The organism is Streptomyces sp. NPDC005551 (assembly GCF_042871785.1).
In the GTDB taxonomy this organism is placed as follows: domain Bacteria; phylum Actinomycetota; class Actinomycetes; order Streptomycetales; family Streptomycetaceae; genus Streptomyces.
Genome location: NZ_JBIAJE010000009.1, coordinates 1 through 25,873, shown reverse-complemented (window position 1 = coordinate 25,873; position 25,873 = coordinate 1). Strand labels below are relative to the sequence as shown.

Sequence of the window (25,873 nt, the reverse complement as noted above, 5' to 3'; positions counted from 1 at the left end):
GGGCGTGGGGCCCACGGACGGTGAGCCGAACGGGGGAGGGCCGCGACGGCTGCGGGCCGCGGGCACCGTCGCCGGACAACCCGGAAGCCCTGGGCCGGACCGTCGCGCCGCTTCCGGGAGACGCACTCCCGGGAGTGACGCGTTCCAGGGACTGACGCACTCCCGGAAGTGACGTGTCCCCGGTCGGCTACCGTGCCGTCGCCGTCACCTGCTCGCTCTCGATCCGCCGGGCCAGGGCGTCCTCGCCGAGCCGGTCGAGGTTGCGGCACAGCACCACGGACCCGCCGACCGCCAGCGGCGCGTACAGCCCGGCGCAGATCCCCTCCCAGGTTTCGTACGGCAGCGCCGACAGCAGCCGGGAGCCGGGCCCCGTCAGGCCCAACCCCGGAGCTGCGGCACGGGCCCGCTCGACGACCTCCGCGCCGGTGTACTCGGACCCGGCGACGATCAGCGCCGGCTCCTCGGGGTCCACCGGGGCGTACGGCTGGAAGCGGTCGCCCTGGCTCGGCACCTCGACGGCGTAGTCGGCGTACCCGGCCGGCGGGGTGGGGAAGCGGCGGCCCAGCGGGGCGAGCGAGAGGGCGATCCGCTCGCCCCGGCAGGCGAGCCCCTCCTCGAAGCGGCCGGGACCCGCGACGACGTGGTCCGCCGCGGCCGGGTCGCCCCCGACGTCCGCGAGCACGCCCGCGGAGGAGCACGCGAGGAGCCACGCCGCCGTCTGCCAGTGCGCGGGCAGCAGCAGGGCGACCCGGTCGCCCGGTTCGGCGGCGAGCTCGCCCTGGAGCAGATTGGCGGTCTTGGCCACCCAATTGGCGAAGGTGGCCACGGACAGTTCCACGCGTTCGCCCGTGGCGTCGTCGTAGAAGGTCACCAGGGGGCGTGCGGGGTCCGCGGCGAGCGCGGATCGCAGCAGGTCGGCAGGGGTGCGGTCGGTGGCGGTCACGCGGGCCAGGGTACGCGGGGGCGGCGGGAAGGACGGAGCCGACGGGTCGCCGGTTCGGACGAGTGGGCCCGACGGGCCGTCAATTCCGCAATGGACAGATATGTATGACTATGTCCACGATCATTCGCATGCGTGGATTTCTTGCTTCCTCGATCGGTGTCACGTGTGCGGCGGCCCTCACCCTTCCGGGGGCCCTGCCCGCCTCGGCCTCGACTGCTCAGGACCTGGCCCCCGCGGCCTCCCGTGCGGCCCTGCCGGGCAGCACCCAATCCCTCCCCCTCGCCCCGCTCCCCGCCGACCGCGCCGCCGGAACCGCCACGCCCCGACAGGGGCTCCAGCGCCGGGACGTACGGCCCTTCTCGCTGGTCGGCGTCATCTGGGACGACCCGGACACCGAGCTGTTCGGCCGGGTCCAGGTCCGTACCCGGGCCGTCGGCAGCGGCCGCTGGTCCGGCTGGCAGGACGTCGAGACGCACAACCACGAGCACGCGGCCGACCCCGACACCGCCGAGCGCGCCTCGGGCCGGGTGCGCGGGGCGACGGCACCCCTGTGGGTGGGCAACTCCAACGGCGTCGAGGTGCGGGTGCAGGCCGAGGCGGACGAACGCGCCGGCGCCTTCGACGACTCGCCCTTCCCCCGTGGCCTGCACCTCGAACTCGTCGACCCCGGCGCGGAGCCCCCGGACCGCGGACCCGTGGACGCCCCGCGCGCCGGTGCCACCGAGTTCCCCGCGCTGTCCCGCAAGCGGACGGTCGCGGAGTTCCTGAGCGGCCGGGCGGATCGGGAGAGCGTCCGGGCGATGCCGGCGGGCGGGCGGAGCGGACAGCGCGCCGCCGGGAACGAGCGGCGCGTCCAGCCGTACATCGGCCCGCGTCCGCGCATCGTCACGCGCCGGGGCTGGGGCGCCGACGAGGGGCTGCGCGAGCGCGGCTTCGTGTACACGAACAAGGTCAAGGCGGCCTTCGTGCACCACACGGCGTCGGGCAACAACTACCGCTGCGCACAGGCACCTTCGGTCATCCGCAGCATCTACCGCTACCACGTCCGGAGCAGCGGCTGGCGGGACATCGGCTACAACTTCCTCGTCGACAAGTGCGGAAACATCTACGAGGGCCGCGCCGGGGGCGTGGCGAAGCCCGTCATGGGCGCCCACACACTCGGGTTCAACAGCAACAGCATGGGGATCGCCGTCCTCGGCAGCTTCGGCTCCACCAAGCCCTCCGCGGCCTCGGTCAAGGCCGTCGCCAAGCTCACCGCATGGAAGCTGGGCCTGTTCGGGGCCAATCCGCGCGGCAAGACATACCTGAAGTCCGGCGGTGGCAATCTCTACCGAAAAGGCCAGAACGTACGACTGAACGTGATCTCGGGCCATCGGGACGGTTTCGCCACCGAGTGTCCCGGACGCCGTCTCTACACCAAGCTCGGCACGGCCCGCTCCACGGCGGCCCGCTACCAGGGCCGATGAGGGCCGGCGCCCCGGTACGGCGAGGGTGCGGCCGTCGGATCGCCCGTCCAACGGGTCTGCATACACTGGCCGGCCGCAACACAGTTCGGCCGGCCCCAGCAGGAAGCGAAGACGACAGGTGACAGAAGCGATCCTCCTGGTCGGCGGCAGAGGCACCCGGCTGCGCCCGCTCACGGTGCACACCCCCAAGCCGATGGTCCCGGCGGCCGGGGTCCCTTTCCTCACGCACCAGCTGGCGCGGGCGAGGGCGGCGGGGGTGGAGCACGTCGTCCTGGCGACCTCGTACCTGGCCGAGGTCTTCGAGCCCTACTTCGGTGACGGCTCGGCGCTCGGCCTCCACCTCGAGTACGTCACGGAGGCGGAGCCCCTCGGCACCGGCGGTGCTCTGCGCAATGTCGCCTCGCGACTGCACTCCGGCCCGGACGACCCGGTCCTGATCTTCAACGGCGACATCCTCACCGGCCTGGACATCCCGGCCCTGGTCCGCACGCACGAGACCTCGGGTGCGGACGTCTCCCTGCATCTCACCCGCGTCGAGGACCCACGGGCGTACGGCCTGGTGCCGACGGACGCGACCGGCCGGGTGACGGCCTTCCTGGAGAAGCCGCAGAGCCCCGAGGAGATCGTCACCGACCAGATCAACGCGGGGGCGTACGTCTTCCGCCGCTCGGTCATCGACACCATCCCGGCGGGCCGCCCCGTCTCGGTGGAGCGCGAGACGTTCCCGGACCTGCTCGCGACCGGCGTTCATCTGCAGGGCATGGTGGACTCGACCTACTGGCTGGACCTCGGCACCCCGCAGGCCTTCGTACGCGGCTCCGCCGACCTCGTCCTCGGCCGCGCCCCCTCCCCGGCGGTCCCCGGCCGCTGCGGCGACCGCCTGGTCCTGCCCACCGCGTCCGTCGCCCCGGACGCCAAGCTGACCGGCGGCACGGTCGTCGGCGAGGGCGCGGTGGTCGGCGAGGGCGCCCGGATCACGGGCAGCACGGTCCTGGACGGCGCCGTGGTGGAGCCGGGCGCCGTCATCACGGACTCCCTGATCGGCGCCCGGTCCCGGATCGGCCGGCGCTCGATCCTGACCGGCACGGTCGTCGGCGACGGCGCGACGGTCGGCGCCGACAACGAACTCCGCGACGGTGTGCGCGTGTGGTGCGACGCCCGCATCCCGGCCGGCGCGGTCCGCTTCTCGTCGGACCAGTGACCCCGTCTACAGCCGGCCGATGTCCCACACGGGCATCTTGGGCACCCGTCGCGGCGGGGTGCGGCCCGCCAGCAGGATGAACCGGGCCGCACGATGCCGCTGGCCCGCGTACGGCTCCAGCAGCGACAGCATCACGGAGTCGTCCGCGTCACGGTCGCCCGCCAGCGCGTACCCCACGATGCGCGGCAGGTGAAGGTCCCCGACCGTCACCGAGTCCGCCGCCCCGTGGCTGCGCTGCACCACCTCCGCGGAGGTCCACGGCCCGATCCCGGACACCAGCTCCAGCCGGGCCTGCGCCCGCACCGGGTCCAGCCGCACGGCCTCCTCCAGCCGCGCGGCCACGCGTACCGCGCGCAGGATCGTCGACGCCCGCTTGTCGTCGACGCCGGCCCGGTGCCACTCCCAGGACGGGATCAGCGCCCAGGTCCGCGGGTCCGGCATGACGTGCATCCGTCCGGCCGCGGGGCCGGGCGCGGGCTCCCCGAACTTCCGCACGAGCAGCCGCCACGCCCGGTAGGCCTCATCCGCGGTGACCTTCTGCTCCAGGATCGAGGGGATCAGGGACTCCAGCACCAGCCCCGTGCGGGTCAGCCGCAGGCCCGGCCGCCGGTGCCGCGCCACCGCCACCAGGCGGTGGCGCGGTGCGAAGGCGTCCGGGTCGTCCGCGGCACCGAGCAGCTCGGGCAGCTGCTCCAGCAGCCACTGCGCCCCCGGCCCCCACGCCTCGGCCTCGGCGGCCCCGCCCCGCAGCGCGACACGCAGGGTCCCGGGGCCGGCGGGCGTACGGGTGGCGCGCCACACGGACCCGTCCGGCGTCGTACGGAAGGTCGGGTCACCCGGCCCCCGGCGCAGCGGTCCGAGCACCAGACCGAGGTCGAGCGGCCCCGGCGGCGTCCAGGTCCGCCCGTGGCCGGGCTCGGGCGCGGGCCGCGGCACACCAGCGGGCACGACGGTGTGCCCGCCGCGCACGGTGGTACGCGTCGGCCCGGGAGAGAAACGTCCGGCCACGGGTGAGGTCCTAGGGGTTCGGGATGCCCTACGAGAGTAGGCGGTCCGACGGCCCGCGGACACCGGCCGCGGTGGTCCCGGGCCCGGCGGCGGCCGTACCGGGGTCAGCGCACCTCGATGAACGCCGCGGCGTCCCGCTCCGGGCGGGCCCTCGGCTCCTCGGCGGCGTGTCCGACGGCCACCGCGCCCATCGGGTCCCACCCCCCGGGCAGCTCCAGCACCTCGCGCACGACGTCGCGGCAGAACATGGTCGAGGACACCCACGCGGAGCCGAGCCGCTCCCCGGCCAGCGCGACCAGGAAGTTCTGCACGCCGGCACCCGCGGCGACGACGAACATCTCCCGCTCGGCGCCGTCCCGCCGCGGATCGCCGTACGTGTGGGAACCGTCCATGACCAGACACGGCACGACCAGGTACGGCGCCCTGCGCAGCACGTCCCCGCGCCGCACCCGCCGGGCGATGGACTCCGCCGTCTTCCCGTCCCGCCGCAGATCCGCGATCCACGCGTCCCGCATCGCGTCGAGCAGCCGCGTCCTCGACCCCTCGGACTCCAGCAGCACGAACCGCCAGGGAGTGGTGTGATGCGGCGCCGGAGCGGTCACCGCCGCGGCCACCGCACGCCGGACCGCGCCCGGGTCCACGGGCTCGTCGGTGAAGGCCCGCACGGTACGCCGCTGGGTCACCGCCTCCCGTACGGCCTCGGAGGTGCCGAGCCGGAACATGTCGTCGCGCGCGCCCCGCACCAGGGCCCGGGCCCCCTCGCCGTCGTCCTCGGCCACCGTGTGCGCCAGCCCGCGCACGACGGCGACGGGCAGCCCGGCGGCCTTGCCCTTGACCAGGTCGCCCGCGGCGGCCAGCTCGTCGGCGGTGGCGACGACGGTCGCGCTCAGCGGATTGCCGTGGGCGTCGGTGCCCCCGCGCAGATCGTCGAGCACCCGTACGCCCGCGGCCCCGATGGCGACGTCGGTGAGCCCGGTGCGCCACGGCCGCCCGAAGGTGTCGGTGACGACCACGCCGACGTCGATCCCGAGCGCGTCCCGCAGCCCGTCGCGCAGGGCGCGGGCGGACGCGTCGGCGTCCTCGGGCAGCAGCAGCACGGTCCCGGCGGGCGTGTTCGAGGCGTCGACCCCGGCGGCGGCCATCACGAGCCCCTGCCGGTTCTCGACGATGCGCAGGGCCCCGCGCCGCGCCACCACGCGGACGGTCTCGGCGTCGATGGCCGCCTCGCGGTCGGCCGCCTCGACGATCCGCCCCTCGGCCTTGGAGACGATCTTCGAGGTGACGAGGAGCACGTCGCCGTCGAGGAGGGAGGGCTCGGCCGCGGCGACGAGCTTGGCGAGGTCGTCGCCCGGCTGGACCTCGGGAAGCCCGGCCACGGCCCACACCCGGTAACCGGGTGCCGTGGCGGGCGCGGTCCCGCCGGCGGGCAGCCCCCCGCTCAAGCGCCCCGCACCTCCTCCGCCAGCGTCAGCGCCTCGCGTGCCATCCGCGCCGCGGCCTCGAGATCGGACATCAGCAGCGGTACGGCACGGCAGCGGATGCCCGCGGCCTCGACCCGCTCCACGGCGGAAGCGTCCACCGTGTCGACGAGCCACCCGTCGAGGAGACCCGATCCGTAGTGCTCGGCGACCGCCGCGGCCGTCGACTCGACGCCCACCGCGGCCAGCACCTTGTCGGCCATGCCCCGCACGGGCGCGTCCCCGACGATGGGGGACAAGCCGACCACGGGGACGCCCGCGTCGGCGATCGCCTCGCGGATACCGGGCACGGCGAGGATCGTGCCGACGGACACCACGGGGTTGGAGGGCGGGAAGAGCACGACGTCGGCCTCGGCGACGGCTTCGAGGACGCCGGGCGCGGGCTTCGCCTGCTCCGCCCCGACCGGCACCACGGCCAGCGCCTCGACGGAGGCCCGCAGCCGCACCCAGTACTCCTGGAAGTGGATCGCCTTGCGCTCGCCGTCGACCTCGACGGCGACATGCGTCTCCACGCGGTCGTCGGACATGGGGATCAGGCGGACGCCCGGTTGCCACCGGTCGCACAGCGCCTCGGTGACCGCGCTGAGCGAATAGCCCGCCCCCATCATCTGGGTCCGCACGATGTGCGTGGCGAAGTCACGGTCGCCGAGCCCGAACCACTCGGGCCCGACCCCGTACGCGGCGAGTTCCTCCTTGAGGTGGAAGGTCTCGTCGGCGCGCCCCCAGCCCTGCTCCTCGTTGATGCCGCCGCCGAGCGTGTACATCACCGTGTCGAGGTCCGGGCAGACCTTCAGCCCGAAGAGGTGGATGTCGTCCCCGGTGTTGCCGATGACCGTGATGTCCGCGTCCGGCGCGGCCCGCTTCAGACCGCGCAGGAACCGGGCACCACCGATGCCGCCTGCCAGAACCACAATGCGCATGAGGTTCAGTCTTGCAGGCGCGTGCGACAACGTGTCAGGCGGTTACGGCATCCTCCGGGTCGTGCGCGGCCCGCCCGGCGCACTGAACGGCGTGCATCGGCATCTCGGTCAGGCCCGGGTAGTAGATGTGCAGGCTGACGGCGGGTTCGAGCGTGGCGTTGACGACCTCGTGGACGTAGCCGGGAGCGAAGACCCGCTGCGCGCCCGCGCCCAAGGCGCGCGCGCCCCGCTCGGTGCGCTCGGTCAGTGCGCCCTCCAGGACCGTCAGGACGCCCGACGAAGGGCCGTGGTCGTGCAGCCCGCTGCCCTGGCCCGGCACCCAGGACAGGAGCCACACCTCGTAGCCGGGGCCCGTCCGCAGCCGGTGGTACCAGCGGGTCGTGGCGTCGTACCGGACGAGGTGCGCCCACTGGGAGCGGTCCCCGGCGATGGTCCGGGCGAGGCCGGCGAACTCGGCCACGGTGGCGGGGTGCTCGCGCGGCGGCTGGAGCAGATGCGGGACTTCGAGGATGTCGCCGGCGATCTGGAGGTCGCTGTCACTGTTCATGGGTGCGGTGGTTCCTCGGCGGGAGAGTGCTGGGGTGTCGCAGACGGTTTCCGTCCGGATCACGGACGGGAGGGGGTGCCCCGGTGGGGCGGACAGTCGCCTCGGTGCGGCGAGGCAGCCGGAGCGCGGTAGGGCTCAACAGCTGGGACAGCAACAGCTGCAGCGAGCGCGGGCAGCACCGTGGGACCCGGCGGTGCGGGTCGAGGTGAGTGCCGAGTTCGCGAGCATGCCCACTAGGACACCGGCTCACACCAGGACTGTCAACTTCGTGTCCGCCATGTGGGAGATGTTTCACCTCATCCGGTCCATCCGAGAGGCGAAAGGTTTGTTCACCCGCATCCCCGGACACATGGCGCACAGCCGGAAGCACAAACCTCGCCGCGGACCCGTGATCCAACTGTGATCAAGTTCGCTTCGGTGTTCGTGCCGGAACGGGATCGAACTCCTGGACGTCATCCCCCGTGGGGGCCGAGGCCGGGTGTGGGTCCGCGCTGCGTGTCACGTTTATGCCGATTTGAACACTTTCCGCATAGCCTTGGTTCCGCAGAGTGAATAAGGGGCCCAATAGCAGATCTCGGCTTGACTGGCCCGGATCGGCACACTTGTAATTTCACTCGTGTCGTTCAGCCGAAATCGGTGACGACAGCAGCACGGGGACGCGAAAGACGGACGAGGGGCGCACATGACCGAGCTGGTGGAGCAACTGCTGGTCGACGACGCGGAAGAGGAACTCGGCTGGCAGGAGCGGGCGCTGTGTGCCCAGACCGACCCCGAGTCCTTCTTTCCCGAGAAGGGCGGCTCCACCCGCGAGGCCAAGAAGGTCTGCCTCGCCTGCGAGGTCCGCTCCGAATGCCTTGAGTACGCGCTCGCCAACGACGAGAGATTCGGCATCTGGGGCGGCCTGTCCGAACGGGAGCGCAGACGGCTGAAGAAGGCCGCGGTCTGACCGAACCCCGTCGAGTCCTCCGTACGCATACGTCACGACCGGCCCGTCGCACGTGGGTTGTCCACAGGCGGCGGGCCGCTGTGCTGCTCAGCCGTTAGTGTGGGCCCTCGTCCGAGACGTCCCGCTGTCCCCGCCGGACACAGACGTCCACCGCAGTCCAGCGAACCGGGGCCCGTACCTCGATGTCCGTGCACAGTCACCCGGCAGGCCAGTACGGCGCTGCCACCGCGCCGTCCGACCCGGCCCGCCCGCCCGAGTTCCCGCGTCACGTGGTCACCGCGGTGCTCGTCTCCCACGACGGCGCCCGCTGGCTGCCCGAGGCGCTCGCCGGGCTGCTCGGCCAGGAACGCCCCGTGCAGAACGCGGTGGCGGCCGACACCGGCAGCGCGGACGACTCCGCCCAGCTCCTCACCGACGCGCTCGGCGCCGACCGGGTGCTGCACCTCGCCCGGCGCACCGGCTTCGGCCAGGCCGTCGAGGAGGCGTCCAGGACCGCGGGCGTGCTCACCCCGGACGACCTTCCCTACCTGAAGCGCCCCACCGGCTGGGACCCCGTCAGCCGCACCTGGCGCGACGACGCGTACGACCTGCCCGAGTTCCCGCACGGCGAACCCCGTCAGTGGCTGTGGCTGCTGCACGACGACAGCGCCCCCGAGCCGGACGCCCTCGCCCAGCTCCTGCGCGTCGTGGAGAACGAGCTGGAGCTCGGCAGGGACGTGGCCGTCGTCGGCCCCAAGCTCCGCGGCTGGTACGACCGCAGGCAGCTCCTGGAGGTCGGCGTCACCATCGCCCACTCGGGCCGCCGCTGGACCGGCCTGGACCGCCGCGAGCAGGACCAGGGCCAGCACGACCACGTACGGCCGGTGCTGTCCGTGTCCACCGCCGGCATGCTGATCCGGCGTGACGTCTTCGAGGAGCTCGGCGGATTCGACCGCCGGCTGCCCCTCATGCGCGACGACGTCGACCTGTGCTGGCGCGCCCAGGCCGCCGGACACCGCGTCCTCGTCGCCCCCGAGGCCGTCGTCCGGCACGCGGAGGCCGCCTCCCGCGAGCGCCGCACCGTCGACTGCGTGGGCCGCACCTCCGCGTCCCCGCACAAGGTCGACAAGGCGGGCGCCGCCTACACCCTCCTCGTCAACGCCCGTACCGCACAGCTGCCCTGGATCCTCTTCCGGCTCGTGCTCGGCACCCTGGTGCGCACCGTCGCGTATCTGGTCGGCAAGGTCCCCGGCCAGGCCGTCGACGAGATCCGCGGTCTCCTGGGCACCCTGCTGCGGCCGGAGCGGATCATCGCGGGCCGACGCAGACGAGGCACCGCGCAGGCCGACAAGGGCGAACTGCGGGCGCTGTTCCCGCCACCCGGCGCCACCGTGCGGGCCACCGTCGAACAGGCCGCCGGCAGTCTCGTCGGCCGCTCCGACGCCGAGGCGGCCCCGGGCGCCGGACGGCACGGCGGCGCGGTCGAGTCCGGACCGGGCGGCGACGACGCCGACTTCCTGGAGGTCGAGCAGTTCGCCCGGCTCAAGCGGGCCGCGCGCAAGCCCGGCCCGATGCTCTTCGTGGTCCTGCTGTTCGTCTCGCTCATCGCCTGCCGTGAGCTGTTCGGCGGTGGCGCGCTGGCGGGCGGCGCACTGCTGCCCGCCCCGGCCGACTCCTCCGCGCTGTGGTCGCGCTATCTCGACGGCTGGCACACCGTGGGCACCGGCGGCACACAGGCCGCGCCGCCCTATCTCGCCCTCGTCGCCCTCCTCGCGAGTGTGCTGCTCGGCTCCACAGGCCTCGCGGTCACCGTGCTCCTCGTCGGCTCCGTGCCCCTGGCCGGCTTCGCGGCGTACTTCGCCTCGCGGCCCCTGGTCGCCTCGCGGCTGCTGCGCGCCTGGGCGTCCGTCGCCTACGCCTTCCTGCCCGCCGCCACCGGCGCGCTCGCCGGCGGCCGCATCGGCACCGCCGTCCTCGCGGTCCTGCTGCCGCTCATCGCACGCGCGGGCATCGCGGCAAGCGGCCTCGCCCACCCCTCCGGCGGGCGCGGCGGCTGGCGGGCCACCTGGGCGTACGCCCTGCTGCTGACCCTCACCACCGCCTTCACGCCGATCGTGTGGCCCATCGCGCTGGTCCTCGGCCTCGCCCTCCTCGTGGTGCGCCGCGGGGAGATCACCGCCTACGGACCGCGTTTCCTGGCCCAGCTCGGCACGCCACTGCTGGTGCTCGCCCCCTGGTCGCTGTCGCTGTTCCCGTCCGGCTTCTTCCGGGAGGCCGGCCTGGAGTACGGCGCGAGCGCCGCCTCCCCGCTCGATCTGCTCGGCGGGAGCCCCGGCGGCCCCGGCACGGTCAGCGGACTCGTGCTGACCGGCATCGTGCTGGCCGCGCTGGCCGCCCTGCTGCGCTCCGAGCGGCAGCGGGCGGCCCGGTCCGCCTGGGCCGTCGCCCTGGTCGCCCTCGTCTTCGCCGTGCTGTCGAACGGCTCGGCCTGGGCCGGACCCGCCACCCTCGTGTACGGCATCGCCCTCCTCGGCGCCGCCGCGATCGGCGCCGACGGGGCACGTGCGCGGGTGGCCGAGCAGAGCTTCGGCTGGCGCCAGCCGGTGGCCGCGCTCATCGCGTTCACCGCGGCGGCCGGCCCGCTGCTCGTCGCCGCCGGCTGGATGATCCGCGGCGCCGACGGACCCGTGGAGCGCCGCGTCCCGGTGCAGGTGCCGGCGTTCGTCGCCGAGGAGAGCGGCACCCGCGACCAGGCCCGCACCCTCGTGCTCGACAGCGACAGCGCCGCCCGCGTGGGCTACGCACTGGTCCGCGGCTCCGGTGCCCGCCTCGGCGACGGTGAACTCGCCGCCGCGGACGGCGAGAACGGCAAGCTCGGCAAGGTCGTCGCCAACCTGGTGGCCGGTTCCGGCGCCGACCAGGCCGACGAACTCGGCGGCTTCGCCGTGCGCTACGTCCTCGTCCGCAAGGGCGCGCCCCGCGAGGTCGGCCGCGTCCTGGACGCGACGCCCGGCCTCAGCAGGCTCAGCCAGCGGGACGGCAGCGCGCTGTGGCGGGTGGACCGCCAGGTCTCCCGCGTGGCCGTCGTGCCGAAATCCGGCGAACCGCAGGCCGTCGCCGCCGGCCCCGTAGACGTGCACACGACCCTCCCCGCGGGTGCGGCGGGCCGCGTCCTGCGCCTCGCGGACACGGCCGACGCGGGCTGGACGGCCACCCTGGACGGGAAGCCGCTCACCCCCACCACGGTCGACGGCTGGGCCCAGGGCTTCGAACTGCCCGCCACCGGCGGCAGGCTGGACGTCACCTTCGACGCGCCCGTCGGGCACACCGCGTGGCTGTGGGCGCAGGGTGCGCTCGCCGTCGTCCTCGTGGTGCTCGCCCTGCCCGGCCGGCGCCGGGACGTCGACGACGACCTCCCCGAGGAGGAACTCGTCGTGCCCGCCCAGGAGATCACCGGCGAGGGCCGCCGTGCCCGCCGGCTGCGCGCCCAGGCCGAGGCCGGCGCGGAGCAGCCCGGTCAGGACGACTCCGCCGTCCCGGCTCAGGCTCAGGCCTCGCAGGAGACGCCGACCCCGCAGGAGACGCCGGCCGCCGTGCCGCAGCAGCAGACGTACGGCGAGTGGGACGACGCGGGCTACGCGGGCGCGGAGTACGGCAGTTACGGCGGTGAGCGGTACCAGGGCACCCCGCAGCAGTACCCGGCGGACACGTACGAGCAGCCGTACCGGGCCGACCCCTACCGGAGCGGCCAGTACGACCCGTACGCGTACGGCGGCTCGGCGGGCTACGACCAGGCGTACCACCAGGGCTACGACCCCGGTTACGACCCGGCGCAGCAGCCCCCGACGCCGCCGCAGCCGCCCCACGGCACCGACAGTGAGCGCCCCGACGGGAGCCAGCAGTGAAGCGCACCACCCTGTCCCTGATCGCGGGCACCACCGCCCTCGCCGCCGTCACCGGTTTCGCCGCGCTCACCGCGCCCGACGCCTCGGGCGGTGACACCGCGAAGGCGGCCGCCCGGCTGCCCGTCGAGCGCACCAGCCTGCTCTGCCCGCAGCCCAGCACCTCCGACCTCGCCGAGACCGCGTACACGTCCTTCACGCCCGTGTCCAAGGGCACCGGCAGCGGCGGCCGGGCCGAACTCCGCCCGGCGGCCGGGAAGTCCGGGGACGGCGCCGGGGGCGACGAGAAGAAGGAGAAGCGGGAGGCCGAGCCCGTCCTGTCGCCGAAGGAGCCCGGCAAGCCGGTCACCGCCGACGCCTCCGGTGCCGACGGGTCCGCCCTCGTCGGCACCGCGGAGGGCGCGTTCGCGCCGGGGTGGGCCGTCCAGCAGACCACCGAGGTCGCCGCGGGCATCGGCCGCGGACTGCTCGGCGCCGACTGCACCGCCCCGGACACCGAGTTCTGGTTCCCGGGTGCCGGTACCGGCGACGACCGCACCGACTACGTGCATCTGACGAACCCGGACGACTCGGCAGCGGTCGTCGACATCGAGCTGTACGGCAAGGACGGCGCCCTCAAGTCCACGGTGGGGGAGGGCATCACGGTCCAGCCGCACGCCGGCGAGGCGATCCTGCTGTCCACCCTCGCCGACGCGCCGCAGACCGATCTGACCGTGCACGTGACCGTCCGCAGCGGCCGAGTCGCCGCGGCCGTCCAGGCCCTGGACGACAAGCTCGGCGGGGACTGGCTCCCGGCCGCCGCGGACCCGGCGGCCGGTCTCGTCCTGCCGGGCATCCCCAAGGACGCCACGTCCGTGCGGCTCATCGCCTTCACCCCCGGCGACACCGACGCCGACCTGAAGGTGCGGCTGGCCTCGCCGTCCGGTTCGATCACCCCCGCCGGGCACGAGACGCTGCACGTCAAGGCCGGCATGACGGCCGCCGTCGACCTCGGCGACGTCACGCGCGGGGAAGCGGGCTCCCTGGTGCTGACGGCCGGCGGCGACCCGGTGCCGGTGGTCGCCGCCCTTCGGGTGGTGCGCGGCAAGGGCGACAAGCGGGAGACCGCGTTCATCCCCGCCACCGCCCCGGTCGCCGCGCGCGCGACGGTCGCCGACAACCGGGCCAAGGGCACCACGCTCGCCCTGGCCGCCCCGGGCCGCACGGCAGAGGTCAAGGTCACCGCGTCCGCGGGCAGCGAGGGCGGCAAGGCGGTGACGAAGACGTTCACGATCAAGGGCGGCACCACGCAGAACGTGGCCGCGCCCGTCCCGAGCGGCCTCAGGGGCAGGTACGCGCTGACGGTGGAGCCGCTCTCCGGCGGCCCGGTCTACGCCTCCCGGACGCTGGAGGCCCCGGTCGAGGGGGTGCCGGCGTTCACCGTGCAGACTCTTCCGGACGACCGCGGGACGGTCGCCGTGCCCCGGGCCGAGCAGGATCTGTCGGTGCTGCAGAAGCAGTGAGCGCCCCGGGCGGCGGCGGGGGCGGTCAGTCCTCGCCGTACCGGGGATCCACGGTCTCCGGCGTCAGCCCGAGGATCTCCGCCACCTGCTCCACGACGATCTCGTGGACCAGGGCCGCGCGCTCGTCGCGGCTCTTGGAGCGGATCTCGACCGGCCGCCGGTAGACGACGACGCGGGCGTGCCGGCCCTCGTGCGCCGGGATCGTCCCGCCGAGGGGGACCGCCTCGTCGTTCCAGCTCTCGCCGGGCGCGTCGAGACGCGGCACCTCCAGGACCATGAAGTCGATCTCGGCGAGCTGCGGCCAGCGTCGCTCCAGGCGCTCCACGGAGTCCTGCACCAGATCCGCGAACACCTCGGCGCGGCTCGCGGCGAGGGGCACCTGGGGCGGCGCGACGGGGCCGCGCATGCCCCGGCCGTGACGGTCGCGGCGGCGGGGCCCGGGCGCGGCGGCGCGGGGCGGTACGGGGTTGTCCATCACTGACGAAGCGTAGTCCCCGCCGTGGCCGCGCGCCGGGCTCCACGCGCTGTCCGAAGACGGCGCGGCATGTCGCGGGATGACCATTCCAGCCAAGCTTGGGCTCGATTCCGTATCGTTCCGTGACCGTCGGCCTCGTGGCAATTGGCGTGGTTTGCACCGGGTGATGACCGGATCCTCTTCGGGCCCACCGCGCGCCGGACGGTGTACTCCCAGGTCAGACAGGGGTGTTCAGGGATCGAAGTGAGCCGTCTCACAGCACGACACGGTGGGCCGCCCCGGGGGAGAGTCGTCGCGGCCCGCTCAAGAGTGCGGTACCGTCCAACGTCGTGAGCCCTGTACGTCGCTGTTCGCGCACCGCTTGCGGCCGTCCCGCCGTCGCGACGCTGACGTACGTCTACGCCGACTCGACCGCGGTCCTCGGCCCGCTCGCCACCTACGCCGAACCCCACTGCTACGACTTGTGCGCGGAGCACTCCGCACGCCTCACCGCGCCCCGCGGCTGGGAGGTCGTCCGGCTGTCCGACGGGTCGGCCCCCTCCCGCCCCAGCGGCGACGACCTCGAGGCGCTCGCCAACGCGGTCCGCGAGGCCGCCCGCCCGCAGCAGCGCACGGCGGAGGCCGGCGGCGGCCCGCGCACCGCGGACCCGATGGAGGTCGCCCGCCGCGGCCACCTGCGGGTGCTGCGCTCACCCGACAACTGAGGCCGCGCCGACCGCTCTTCACGGTCCGTGGACCCGTCCCGGGACCCTCCGCCGCATGTCAGGCCATCCGCCCGGTCACGCGGCGGCGGAGCACGGCGACTGCCTCGGGCCTCAGGTCAGCGGACATGCGCCCGCTCGGCCCTTCACAGCGAATGAGCGGTTCGGGCGGGTAGTTTGAGGCCACTGCTCGAATTCCAGGAGGGTTGCCCGTGGCTGCTGATCTGTCGCAGATCGTGAAGGCGTACGACATCCGCGGAGTCGTCCCCGACCAGTGGGACGAGCCGCTGGCCGAGCTGTTCGGGGCGGCCTTCGCCCGGGTGACCGGCGCGGACGCGATCGTGATCGGTCACGACATGAGGCCCTCGTCGCCCGGTCTCTCGCGCGCCTTCGCGCGCGGTGCCGCGGCGCTCGGCGTCGACGTCACCGAGATCGGCCTGTGCTCGACCGACCAGCTCTACTACGCGTCGGGCGCCTTCGACCTGCCCGGCGCCATGTTCACGGCCTCGCACAATCCCGCCCGGTACAACGGCATCAAGATGTGCCGGGCGGGCGCGGCCCCCGTCGGGCAGGACACGGGCCTCGGCGAGATCCGGGCGCTCGTCGAGTCCTGGACCGGCTCCGGCGCCCCCGCCTCGGACGCCGCACCGGGGACGATCACCCGGCGCGACACGCTGGAGGACTACGCGGCGCATCTCCGCGGCCTCGTCGACCTGACCTCCGTCCGCCCGCTGAAGGTCGTCGTCGACGCGGGCAACGGCATGGGCGGGCACACCGTCCCCACCGTGTTCGCCGGCCTCCCGCTGGACCTCGTCCCGATGTACTTCGAGCTGGACGGCACGTTCCCGAACCACGAGGCCAACCCGCTCGACGCGAAGAACATCGTCGACCTCCAGCAGCGCGTCCGCGAGGAGGGCGCCGACCTCGGGCTCGCATTCGACGGCGACGCCGACCGCTGCTTCGTGGTCGACGAGCACGGCGACCCCGTCCCGCCGTCCGCGATCACCGCCCTGGTCGCCTCCCGCGAGCTGGCCAAGCACCCCGGCGGCACGGTCATCCACAACCTGATCACCTCCTGGTCGGTGCCCGAGGTCGTCCGGGAGAACGGCGGCAAGCCGGTCCGCACCCGCGTCGGCCACTCCTTCATCAAGGAGCAGATGGCCAAGACCGGCGCGATCTTCGGCGGCGAGCACTCCGCGCACTACTACTTCCGCGACTTCTGGAACGCGGACACGGGCATGCTGGCCGCGCTGCACGTCCTCGCCGCGCTCGGCGGTCAGGACGGCCCGCTCTCCGGCCTCGTCGCGCAGTACGACCGCTACGCCGGGTCCGGCGAGATCAACTCCACCGTCGACGACCAGACGGCGCGGCTCGCCGCGATCAGGACCGCGTACGAGGGCAGCGAAGGCGTCACCCTCGACGAACTCGACGGCCTCACGGTCACCGCGGCCGACTGGTGGTTCAACGTCCGCCCGTCCAACACGGAGCCGCTTCTGCGCCTGAACGCGGAGGCACGCGACGAGCCGACGATGGCGAAGGTGCGGGACGAGGTCCTGGAGATCATCAGGGGCTGACCCGCAGGCGCCCCCCGGTCCTCCTTCGGGCCGGTGCGGCCGACGGGTTCCGTCGCCGGCACCGGCATCCGGCACCGGCATCCGGCACCGGCATCCGGCACCGGCATCCGGCACCGGCATCCGGCACCGGCATCCGGCACCGACATCCGGCACCGGCAGACGGCAGCCGGATGCCGTTCCGGCCGGGCGCGACGGGGTTTGGGTCCACGCCCCGCCCCGTCGCCCGCGGCGGTACCCTGACCAGGCCGCATCCACCTGTTCGGAAGGACACCCCATGCCGCTCGAAGCCGGCCTCCTGGAGATCCTCGCCTGCCCGGCCTGCCACGCCCCGCTCACGGAGCAGGAGAGCGAGCTGGTCTGCACCGGCCAGGACTGCGGCCTCGCCTACCCCGTCCGGGACGGCATCCCCGTACTCCTCGTCGACGAGGCCCGCCGCCCCGCTTGAACGACGGACCGGTGACACACCGGTGATCGGAGCTGCCGTCCCATGTTCGACGAATCGCTGCTCGACGACCCCGAAACGCTGGCCCGCGTCGACCGGCGCGAACTGCTCCGCGGCGCGGCCGACGCCGGCGCCCGCGTCCGCACCGCCGTCCGGCACGCCACCGAGGCGGGGATCCCGGACCTGAAACCGGAGGGCCGGCCACGGGGCGTCCTGATCGCGGGCCCCGGCATGGCCGCCACCGGTGTCGCCGAGCTGCTCGGCACCCTCGCCGGCGCGAGCTGCCCCGTCACCCGGCTCACACCCGTCGGCGTCGCCCCCGCCGCGGGCGCACTGCGCTGGGAGCTCCCAGGCTGGGCAGGCTCCGTCGACCTGCTCCTGATCGCCACGCCCGACGGCTCGGAGCCCGGCCTCTCGCTCCTGGCCGAACAGGCCTACCGCCGGGGCTGCACCGTCGCCGCCGTCGCCCCGCCCAGATCGGCGCTGACCGAGTCGGTGGACGGCACACACGGCCTGTTCGTACCGATGGCGACCGCCCCGTACGAACCGAACGAACCGCTGACGGCCTCCGCCCCCGGCGTCCTGTGGGCGCTGCTCACTCCGCTTCTCGCCCTCCTGGACCGCACCGGCCTGCTCTCCGCCCCGCCCGAGGCGCTGCACAAGGTCGCCGACCGGCTCGACCGCGTGGCCGAGCGCTGCGGCCCGGCCACCGCGACGTACAGCAACCCCGCCAAGACGCTCGCCAGTGAACTGTCCGACGCGCTCCCGGTGATCTGGACGGAAGGCATCTCCGCGGGCCCCGCGGGCCGCCGGTTCACGGCCGCGCTCGCCGAACTCGCGGGCCGCCCCGCGCTCACCGCCGAACTGCCCGAGGCTCTCGCCTCCCACAGCGTCCTGCTCGCCGGGGCGCTCGCCGCCGGTGCCGACCCCGAGGACTTCTTCCGTGACCGGGTCGAGGAGCAACAGGCCCTGCACGCGCGCGTGGTGCTGCTCCGCGACCGGCCCACCGGCGGCCTCAGCGCGGCCCCGGCCGCCCGCGAACTGGCTCTCGGCCACGACACCGCGATCAGCGAGCTCGAACCGGAGGAGGGAAGCGAGCTGGAGACCCTCGCGGAACTGATCGCCATCACGGATTTCGCCGCGGTTTACCTCGCGCTCGCTTCGAGGGCCTGATCTTGACCACGCCGCGGTGCCCGGGTGACCGGGCGTGCTCCGACGGCACGGGTCCGGCCGTCCGCCCCCAGGCGACCCGCCCGCACATGAAGACCCGCGCCTGACGGCCGGCGCCCGCTGAGCAGCGTACGTACGGAGAAGACACGCGATGGACCGCCTCGACAACACCGTCCGCCCCTACGCCTGGGGTTCGACCACCGCCATTCCACGACTGCTCGGCGTGGAGCCGACCGGGGAACCGCAGGCGGAGATGTGGATGGGGGCCCACCCGGGCGCCCCCTCCCGCACCCCGCGCGGCCCCCTCGACCAGGTCGTCGAGGCGGCCCCCGAGCAGGAACTGGGACCCGCGGCCGTCGCCAAGTTCGGTCCCCGTCTGCCGTTCCTGCTGAAGATCCTCGCCGCCGGCGCCCCCCTGTCCCTCCAGGTGCACCCCGACCTCGCGCAGGCGAGGGCCGGTTACCAGGACGAGGAGACCCGCGGCATCCCGATCGACGCGGGCCACCGCAACTACAAGGACGCCAACCACAAGCCCGAACTGATCTGCGCCCTCACGGAGTTCGACGGGCTGTGCGGCTTCCGTGCCCCCGACGCGGCCGCCCGACTGCTCGCCGCCCTGGAAGTGGACTCCCTCAAGCCGTACGTGGACCTCCTGCACGCCCACCCCGAGGAGGCCGCCCTCCGCGAGGTGCTGACGGCTCTGCTCACCGCCGACCGCGAGGAGATGGCCCACACCGTCACCGAGGCCGCGGCCGCCTGCGCCCGCCTCGGCGGCGACCACGCCCCGTACGCCGACATCGCCCACCACTACCCGGGCGACCCCGGCGTCATCGCCGCCATGCTCCTCAACCACGTCCGGCTGCAGCCCGGCGAGGCCCTGTTCCTCGGCGCCGGCGTCCCGCACGCCTACCTCGACGGACTCGGCGTCGAGATCATGGCCAACTCGGACAACGTGCTGCGCTGCGGACTCACCCCCAAGCACGTCGACGTCCCGGAACTCCTGCGCATCGTCCGCTTCGAGGCGAGCGAGCCCGGCGTTCTGCGCCCGGAGGCCTCCCCGGACGGCGAGGAGGTCTACGCGACCCCCATCGACGAGTTCCGCCTCTCGCGGTACGTGCTGCCCGAGAACACCGCCCCGCACGACCTCACCCGCGCGACCCCGCAGATCCTGCTGTGCACGGCCGGTTCGGTGCGGGCCGGCGGGTTCACGCTGTCACCGGGCGAGTCCGTGTTCGTACCGGCGGGCGAAGCGGCCGAGGTGTCCGGGCCGGGCACGGTCTTCCGGGCGACCGTCGTCGCCTGATCGCGTTCGGGTGACGGTCTGACGGGCACTAGTCGGAGCGGGCTGCAACAATGGCCCATCGCAAAGGGCGGGCAAAGGCCCGGTGACTGGCAGAGGGCGAAGGGACACCCCGGACACATGAGCGCGTCAGGCGGCACCAAGGCGATCGTGGCGGCACTCGGCGCCAACCTCGCGATCGCGGCATCGAAGTTCGTGGCGTTCCTCTTCAGCGGGTCGTCCTCGATGCTCGCCGAGTCCGTGCACTCGCTCGCCGACTCGGGCAACCAGGCCCTGCTCCTGGTCGGCGGCAAGAAGGCCCAGCGCGAGGCGACCCCCCAGCACCCGTTCGGCTACGGGCGCGAGCGCTACATCTACGCCTTCCTCGTCTCCATCGTCCTCTTCTCGGTCGGCGGCATGTTCGCGCTCTACGAGGGCTACGAGAAGATCAGGCACCCGCACGAGCTCGAGAACTGGTACTGGCCCGTGGGCGTCCTGGTCTTCGCGATCATCGCCGAGGGCTTCTCCTTCCGCACCGCCATCAAGGAGTCCAACCCGCACCGCGGAAACGACTCGTGGAAGCAGTTCATCCGCCACGCCAAGGCGCCCGAGCTGCCGGTCGTCCTGCTGGAGGACTTCGGCGCGCTGGTCGGTCTGGTCCTGGCGCTCGGCGGCGTCGGCCTGGCCCTCGCCACCGGCAATGGCGTCTGGGACGGCGTCGGCACGCTCTGCATCGGCATCCTGCTCATCCTGATCGCGCTCGTGCTCGCGGCCGAGACCAAGTCCCTGCTGCTCGGCGAGGCCGCGGGTCTGGACACGGTCAAGAAGATCGAGACGGCCCTCGTCGACAGCAGCACGGTCACCGGCATCATCCACATGCGCACGCTCCACCTCGGCCCCGAGGAACTCCTGGTCGCCGCGAAGATCGCCGTCGAGCACGACGAGACGGCCGGAGAGGTGGCCTCCGCCATCAACGCCGCCGAGGCCCGCATCCGCGAGGCGGTCCCGATCGCCCGCGTCATCTACCTGGAGCCGGACATCTACAGTGAGACCGAGGCCGTCAAGGGCCCGGACCGCGAGGCGACGCCCGGCGGACCGGCCCAGGTCACCGAGCACTGACACCGCGACGGACGGCGCCCGCCCCGATTGAATCCGGGGCGGGCGCCGTCCGTTCCGCTTCCCGCCGGGACCAGCGCCTTCCGCTCCTGATCGCCGTGGCCGGGCGGCCGGCACCGCCGCCGGGACGGGCGCCGTCCGCCGCCGCTTCGCCGGGTGCGGACCGGCCGCGGACGGAGGCGGACTGGGGCCGCCGGGCCCACCGGTGTAGCTTGGTGACCGAGCCAGACGTCGCTGCTGATGGCGGTCGGGCGGCCCCACGAGGGCCGGCCGAGGGAGAGAGGGCCTCCGACGGACTGCGCTGCGCGCACCGCGGCATGCCCGTGACCCCTTGGGCAGGCGTGTGCCCGACGCCGCGCAGACCAGCCGTACCCACCTCGACCCAACCTCCGAGGAGCAGCTCCTTATGACCACTGTCGACAACCGACAGGACTTCAAGGTCGCCGATCTCTCCCTGGCCGCATTCGGCCGCAAGGAGATCACCCTCGCCGAGCACGAGATGCCCGGCCTGATGTCGATCCGCAAGGAGTACGCCGAGACGCAGCCCCTGGCGGGCGCCCGTGTCACCGGCTCCCTGCACATGACGGTGCAGACCGCCGTCCTCATCGAGACCCTGGTCGCCCTGGGCGCCGAGGTCCGCTGGGCCTCCTGCAACATCTTCTCCACCCAGGACCACGCCGCCGCCGCCATCGCGGTCGGCCCGAACGGCACGCCCGAGAACCCGCAGGGCGTCCCGGTCTTCGCCTGGAAGGGCGAGACCCTGGAGGAGTACTGGTGGTGCACGGAGCAGGCCCTGACCTGGCCGAACACCCCCAGCGGCGGCCCGAACATGATCCTGGACGACGGCGGTGACGCCACCCTCCTCGTCCACAAGGGCGTCGAGTACGAGAAGGCCGGCAAGGTCCCCTCGCTCGACACCGCCGAGTCCGAGGAGCACCACGCCGTCCTCGAGCTGCTGCACCGCACCATCACCGACGGCTCGCAGAAGTGGACCCAGCTCGCCTCGGAGATCCGCGGCGTGACCGAGGAGACCACGACCGGCGTGCACCGCCTGTACGAGATGCACCGCGACGGCACCCTGCTGTTCCCGGCGATCAACGTGAACGACGCCGTGACCAAGTCGAAGTTCGACAACAAGTACGGCTGCCGCCACTCCCTGATCGACGGCATCAACCGCGCCACCGACGTCCTCATCGGCGGCAAGACCGCCGTCGTGTGTGGCTACGGCGACGTGGGCAAGGGCTGCGCGGAGTCCCTGCGCGGCCAGGGCGCCCGCGTGATCATCACCGAGATCGACCCGATCTGCGCCCTGCAGGCGGCGATGGACGGCTACCAGGTCACCACCCTCGACGACGTCGTCGAGCAGGCCGACATCTTCATCACCACCACGGGCAACAAGGACATCATCATGGCCGCCGACATGGCCAAGATGAAGCACCAGGCGATCGTGGGCAACATCGGCCACTTCGACAACGAGATCGACATGGCCGGCCTCGCCCGCATCCCCGGCATCGTCAAGGACGAGGTCAAGCCGCAGGTCCACACCTGGACCTTCCCCGACGGCAAGGTGCTCATCGTCCTGTCCGAGGGCCGCCTGCTGAACCTGGGCAACGCGACCGGTCACCCGTCGTTCGTCATGTCCAACTCCTTCGCGGACCAGACGCTGGCCCAGATCGAGCTGTTCACCAAGCCCGACGAGTACCCGACCGACGTCTACGTGCTCCCCAAGCACCTCGACGAGAAGGTCGCCCGTCTCCACCTCGACGCGCTCGGCGTGAAGCTCACCAAGCTCCGCCCCGAGCAGGCCGCGTACATCGGTGTCGAGGTCGACGGCCCGTTCAAGTCGGACCACTACCGCTACTGAGCCCACGCCTCAGTACCTGGTGAGCGCGTCCGCGCACTGACGCGCCGACCAGCAGCAGGTCCCAGGCAGGCCCCCCGCACCCCGGTGCCGGGGGCCTGTCCGTTGCCGGACCGAACCCGGAGGATCCAGGACCCCCATGCCCCGCGGCCGCTATTCGCTCCACGACCCGCACGATCACACCCCCCTCGCCGAAGAACACTTCCACTGCGCGCCCGGCCCCTCCGGCTGGCGCTACGTCTCCCAGCTCACCACCCCCTCCGGCGACCACGCCGGCTCCGTCGACCTCACCCTCGACGACCTCGGCCGCCCCATCCGGCTCGAACTGCACGCCGCGAGCTGGCAGGTCCGCGGTGCCGCGCTCGACGGCGTCACCTGGGTGCGCACCGACCCCGCAGGCACAGGGGCCACCGAAGGCAATGTCCCCGCCCACGCCTTCACCGGGACGTCCCCGGCGTTCCTCGTCGCCACCGCTCGTCTGCTGCGCCTCACCCCCGGTGCCTCCGCGACGCGCGTACGCCTCGTCGCCTTCACCGACCCGGTCCTGGCCCCCCGCACCCTCGACCAGTCCTGGGCCTTGATCTCGAGAGAAGCACACGCCACTGACAACGGCCCGCTGACCGTGGACACCTACCAGGTCACCGCCCTGGACACCGGCGAGCAGAGCGCCGTTCACCTCGCCGGCGACGTGGTCCTGGCCGCGCCCGGCATCGAGCTGGAACACCTGGAGACACCCCCGTCGTCGTTCGCCTGACGCGGCGCGGCGCGGGGGAGGGAGTGCGGGACGGACCTCGGTCCTGGGGGAGTGCCGGAGGTCCGCCGGGCTGCGACGGTCAGGCGGGCGGGGCGAAGCCGGTGGCGGGCCGGCCGGACTCCCTGCCCTGGCGCTCGGAGGGGCCCTGGCTCCCGTTCGGCTGCTCGGCGCCTGCCCAGGGCTGCCCCGGCCGGTCGGCGGGTGGCACGGGCTGCCCCGGCTGTTCGATGGACGGTACGGGTTGTCCCGGCCGGTCGGCGGGCCATATGGACCGGCCGGGCTGTTCGACAGGGGGGAAGGCCGGGCCCGGGCCGCCCGCCATCATCGGACCCGCCACTGCCGGATAGGACCCCGACGCCGGATAGGCCCCCGGCACGGCCGCACCGGCGCTCACACCCGGCCTCCCGCCCATGGCGCCGCCCCCGCCGAACAACCGGCGGACCTCCCGCGCCTGCCGCTCGTGCACCACCGCCGCCAGATAGGCGGCCGGGGGAACCCCCTGCGGCACCGCGGTACCCGTGCACGAGGCGAGATCCCCGGCGAGCCGCTGCGCCATCGCCCAGCCGACCTGCGGGTCCAGCTGCCGCATCCGCGTCAGGTACTGACGGACGGTGAGCCACAACCCGTCGGGGACGGCGGAGAGGTCCAGCCCGGAGAACCGGCCCACCAGCCAGGGCGGCGGCGGGGGCACGAAGCCCGCCCGCCCGGCAGGCACCCGCTCCCGTACGACCAGCGTCCCGGCGAACACGTCACCGAGCCGCCGCCCCCGCGCCGACACGAGTGAGGCGATGCACGCGACGACCCCGAACGTCAGCAGGATCTCGACGACACCGACCGCACCCCGTACCAGCGCGTGCCGGAACCGGATCGGCCCCCCGTCGTCGCGCACCACCCGCAGCCCGCACGCCAGCTTCCCGAGCGAACGTCCGTGGCTGAGCGTCTCCACCGCGATGGGCCCGCCCACCAGCACCAGAAGGAAGGAGCCGATCGACACCGCCATCTGCGCCGCCTCGTCCAGACTCGCGGTGGAGATCACCAGGACGACGGTCACCAGGACGTAGACGACCATGGCCACGACCAGGTCGAGCAACACCGCCAGGCCTCGGCTCGGGAGTTTCGCGGGGCGCAACTCCAGCGCCACCGCCTCGCCCGTCACCAGCTCACTCACACGCGCCGTCCTTCCCTGACCTGCCCCGAGAACCGCCAGTCTGCCAAGCTGAGGGCGCATCGCGCCGCGGTACGACAAGCTGACACGCAGTACGAGAGGACGAGGAGCAGCAGAACCGATGGACCTCGACGTCTTCGTGTCCACCCACCGCGCCGAGTGGGACCGCCTCGAAGCGCTGCTCGGCCGTCAGCGCCGCCTGAACGGCGCCGAGGCCGACGAGCTCGTCACCCTCTACCAACGCACCGCCACCCACCTCTCCCTGATTCAGTCCAGCGCACCGGACCCTCAGCTGACCGGACGCCTGAGCCAGTTGGTGGCACGCGCGCGCAGTGTGGTGACCGGCACCCGCCGCGCCTCCTGGCGCGACGTCACCCGTTTCCTGACCCACGGCTTTCCCGCCGCCGTCTACCGCTCCCGGCACTGGTGGGTCCCGACGGCGCTGCTCTCCACGGCGGTCGCAGCCCTCCTGGGGTGGTGGATCGGTACGCACCCCGAGGTCCAGTCCTCGATCGCGGCCCCCGGCGAGCTGCGCGAGCTCACCCGTCCCGGTGGAGAGTACGAGACCTACTACTCCAGCCACCCGGCGGCATCCTTCGCCGCCCAGGTCTGGACGAACAACGCCCAGGCCGCCGCGATGTGCCTGGTCCTCGGTGTCTTCCTGGGACTCCCCGTCCTGTGGATCCTCTTCCAGAACATGCTCAACCTGGGGGTCGGCATCGGTCTGATGTCGTCGGCCGGGCGCTTCGACACGTTCCTCGGCCTGATCCTTCCGCACGGCCTGCTGGAGCTGACCGCCGTCTTCGTCGCCGCCGGCACGGGACTGCGTCTCGGCTGGACCCTGATCGACCCGGGCCCGCGGTCCCGCCGTACCGCCCTGGCCGAGGAGGGCCGGGCGGCCCTGGGCATGGCCGTAGGACTCGCCCTGGTGCTCTTCGTCTCCGGCGCCATCGAAGGCTTCGTCACCCCGTCCGGCCTGCCGACCTGGGCCCGAATAAGCATCGGCGTCGTCGCTGAGCTGGCGTTCCTCGCGTACGTCTATGTCCTGGGCGGCCGCGCGGCACGCTCCGGCGAGACCGGTGACGTCGAGGCCGCCGACCGCAGCGCCACCGTCCCGACCGCCGCCTGATGTGCGTTCGCCGCCGCTGAGCTGCTAGTCTCCTCTTCGCCCCAGGGGACCTGTTGACACGGGACCTGTGGGGAGGTAGATTCGAACAGTTGCCTAGAACTGGACAAGTCCGGTGGCAGCGGTTAGTTTCTATCTGCTTCCGGAGACAATCGATTTCCGGGAAGCCACTCCCGATGACTCAGAAATGACGCCGGTAAGTCCGGCCCAAAACTTCTGATAAAGTCGGAACCGCCGGAAAGGGAAACGCGAAAGCGGGAACCTGGAAAGCACCGAGGAAATCGGCACCGGAAACGGTCTGATAGAGTCGGAAACGCA

At 73.3% G+C, this 25,873-nt stretch carries 21 protein-coding genes; 14 read left to right on the top strand and 7 right to left on the bottom strand.

The genetic code is table 11. The features are described 5' to 3' along the window. Positions 1 to 187: 187 nt before the first annotated feature. On the bottom strand, positions 188 to 943 hold the full coding sequence (locus ACFYP4_RS25280) for a TIGR03089 family protein (protein ID WP_388788271.1): 756 nt from the start codon (positions 941 to 943) through the stop codon (positions 188 to 190). Positions 944 to 1,071: 128 nt separating this feature from the next. On the opposite strand from ACFYP4_RS25280, the gene ACFYP4_RS25275 reads away from it, so the two are divergent. Next, positions 1,072 to 2,409 (top strand): peptidoglycan recognition protein, encoded by a 1,338-nt coding sequence (locus ACFYP4_RS25275; RefSeq protein ID WP_388788268.1) that lies wholly within the window; start codon positions 1,072 to 1,074, stop codon positions 2,407 to 2,409. Positions 2,410 to 2,527: 118 nt separating this feature from the next. Then, entirely contained in the window at positions 2,528 to 3,610 is a 1,083-nt protein-coding gene (locus tag ACFYP4_RS25270; protein WP_358854403.1) for an NDP-sugar synthase, read from the top strand. A 6-nt stretch (positions 3,611 to 3,616) separates the two neighbouring features. Here ACFYP4_RS25270 and ACFYP4_RS25265 read toward each other — a convergent pair whose 3' ends face one another. From ACFYP4_RS25265 to ACFYP4_RS25250, 4 genes are all read right to left on the bottom strand, one after another. Beyond that, entirely contained in the window at positions 3,617 to 4,618 is a 1,002-nt protein-coding gene (locus ACFYP4_RS25265; RefSeq protein WP_358854402.1) for a DNA-3-methyladenine glycosylase 2 family protein, read from the bottom strand. A gap of 104 nt (positions 4,619 to 4,722) precedes the next feature. Further along, the gene (locus ACFYP4_RS25260) at positions 4,723 to 6,060 is read right to left on the bottom strand and encodes a coenzyme F420-0:L-glutamate ligase (protein ID WP_358854401.1); all 1,338 of its coding nucleotides are present in this window, start codon (positions 6,058 to 6,060) and stop codon (positions 4,723 to 4,725) included. Then, positions 6,057 to 7,016: a 2-phospho-L-lactate transferase gene (gene cofD, locus ACFYP4_RS25255; RefSeq protein WP_358854400.1), complete on the bottom strand. Its 960-nt coding sequence runs from the start codon at positions 7,014 to 7,016 to the stop codon at positions 6,057 to 6,059. Before cofD ends, ACFYP4_RS25260 begins: the two co-directional genes overlap by 4 nt. A gap of 34 nt (positions 7,017 to 7,050) precedes the next feature. Next, positions 7,051 to 7,563 carry a cysteine dioxygenase family protein gene (locus tag ACFYP4_RS25250; RefSeq protein ID WP_358854399.1) on the bottom strand — a complete coding sequence of 171 codons (513 nt, stop codon included), beginning with the start codon at positions 7,561 to 7,563 and terminating at the stop codon, positions 7,051 to 7,053. A 682-nt stretch (positions 7,564 to 8,245) separates the two neighbouring features. On the opposite strand from ACFYP4_RS25250, the gene ACFYP4_RS25245 reads away from it, so the two are divergent. The 3 genes from ACFYP4_RS25245 (at position 8,246) to ACFYP4_RS25235 (ending at position 13,892) form a co-directional block, all read left to right on the top strand. Continuing rightward, positions 8,246 to 8,509: a WhiB family transcriptional regulator gene (locus ACFYP4_RS25245; RefSeq protein WP_350903911.1), complete on the top strand. Its 264-nt coding sequence runs from the start codon at positions 8,246 to 8,248 to the stop codon at positions 8,507 to 8,509. A gap of 182 nt (positions 8,510 to 8,691) precedes the next feature. Next, on the top strand, positions 8,692 to 12,393 hold the full coding sequence (locus ACFYP4_RS25240; RefSeq protein WP_388788261.1) for a glycosyltransferase family 2 protein: 3,702 nt from the start codon (positions 8,692 to 8,694) through the stop codon (positions 12,391 to 12,393). Continuing rightward, positions 12,390 to 13,892 (top strand): DUF5719 family protein, encoded by a 1,503-nt coding sequence (locus tag ACFYP4_RS25235; RefSeq protein ID WP_388788258.1) that lies wholly within the window; start codon positions 12,390 to 12,392, stop codon positions 13,890 to 13,892. Before ACFYP4_RS25240 ends, ACFYP4_RS25235 begins: the two co-directional genes overlap by 4 nt. Before the next feature lie 25 nt (positions 13,893 to 13,917). Here the strand turns inward: ACFYP4_RS25235 and ACFYP4_RS25230 are convergent, their stop codons facing one another. After that, positions 13,918 to 14,367 (bottom strand): metallopeptidase family protein, encoded by a 450-nt coding sequence (locus ACFYP4_RS25230; RefSeq protein WP_358854419.1) that lies wholly within the window; start codon positions 14,365 to 14,367, stop codon positions 13,918 to 13,920. A gap of 329 nt (positions 14,368 to 14,696) precedes the next feature. Here ACFYP4_RS25230 and ACFYP4_RS25225 point away from each other — a divergent pair, with 329 nt between their 5' ends. The 8 genes from ACFYP4_RS25225 (at position 14,697) to ACFYP4_RS25190 (ending at position 23,264) form a co-directional block, all read left to right on the top strand. Then, positions 14,697 to 15,071: a DUF3499 domain-containing protein gene (locus ACFYP4_RS25225; protein WP_388788255.1), complete on the top strand. Its 375-nt coding sequence runs from the start codon at positions 14,697 to 14,699 to the stop codon at positions 15,069 to 15,071. Positions 15,072 to 15,280: 209 nt separating this feature from the next. Then, complete coding sequence (locus tag ACFYP4_RS25220; RefSeq protein ID WP_388788252.1) at positions 15,281 to 16,642, top strand: phosphomannomutase/phosphoglucomutase; 1,362 nt, start codon at positions 15,281 to 15,283, stop codon at positions 16,640 to 16,642. Positions 16,643 to 16,916: 274 nt separating this feature from the next. Then, on the top strand, positions 16,917 to 17,087 hold the full coding sequence (locus ACFYP4_RS25215; protein ID WP_121402559.1) for a Trm112 family protein: 171 nt from the start codon (positions 16,917 to 16,919) through the stop codon (positions 17,085 to 17,087). Between the two features lie 42 nt (positions 17,088 to 17,129). Then, the gene (locus ACFYP4_RS25210) at positions 17,130 to 18,257 is read left to right on the top strand and encodes an SIS domain-containing protein (RefSeq protein ID WP_358854394.1); all 1,128 of its coding nucleotides are present in this window, start codon (positions 17,130 to 17,132) and stop codon (positions 18,255 to 18,257) included. Positions 18,258 to 18,405: 148 nt separating this feature from the next. Further along, positions 18,406 to 19,557: a mannose-6-phosphate isomerase, class I gene (manA, locus tag ACFYP4_RS25205; RefSeq protein ID WP_388788248.1), complete on the top strand. Its 1,152-nt coding sequence runs from the start codon at positions 18,406 to 18,408 to the stop codon at positions 19,555 to 19,557. Positions 19,558 to 19,674: 117 nt separating this feature from the next. Beyond that, positions 19,675 to 20,652: a cation diffusion facilitator family transporter gene (locus ACFYP4_RS25200; RefSeq protein WP_358854392.1), complete on the top strand. Its 978-nt coding sequence runs from the start codon at positions 19,675 to 19,677 to the stop codon at positions 20,650 to 20,652. Between the two features lie 403 nt (positions 20,653 to 21,055). Beyond that, positions 21,056 to 22,513 (top strand): adenosylhomocysteinase, encoded by a 1,458-nt coding sequence (gene ahcY, locus ACFYP4_RS25195; RefSeq protein WP_358854391.1) that lies wholly within the window; start codon positions 21,056 to 21,058, stop codon positions 22,511 to 22,513. Positions 22,514 to 22,649: 136 nt separating this feature from the next. Continuing rightward, positions 22,650 to 23,264, top strand: coding sequence for a hypothetical protein (locus ACFYP4_RS25190; RefSeq protein ID WP_388788244.1), 615 nt, complete (start codon positions 22,650 to 22,652; stop codon positions 23,262 to 23,264). A 79-nt stretch (positions 23,265 to 23,343) separates the two neighbouring features. On the opposite strand, the gene ACFYP4_RS25185 is transcribed toward ACFYP4_RS25190, so the two are convergent. Further along, a complete protein-coding gene (locus ACFYP4_RS25185; protein ID WP_388788241.1) occupies positions 23,344 to 24,432 on the bottom strand; it encodes an RDD family protein in 1,089 nt (362 codons plus the stop codon). A 118-nt stretch (positions 24,433 to 24,550) separates the two neighbouring features. On the opposite strand from ACFYP4_RS25185, the gene ACFYP4_RS25180 reads away from it, so the two are divergent. Further along, entirely contained in the window at positions 24,551 to 25,558 is a 1,008-nt protein-coding gene (locus ACFYP4_RS25180) for a stage II sporulation protein M (RefSeq protein ID WP_358854388.1), read from the top strand. The last annotated feature ends 315 nt before the right edge of the window (positions 25,559 to 25,873 follow it).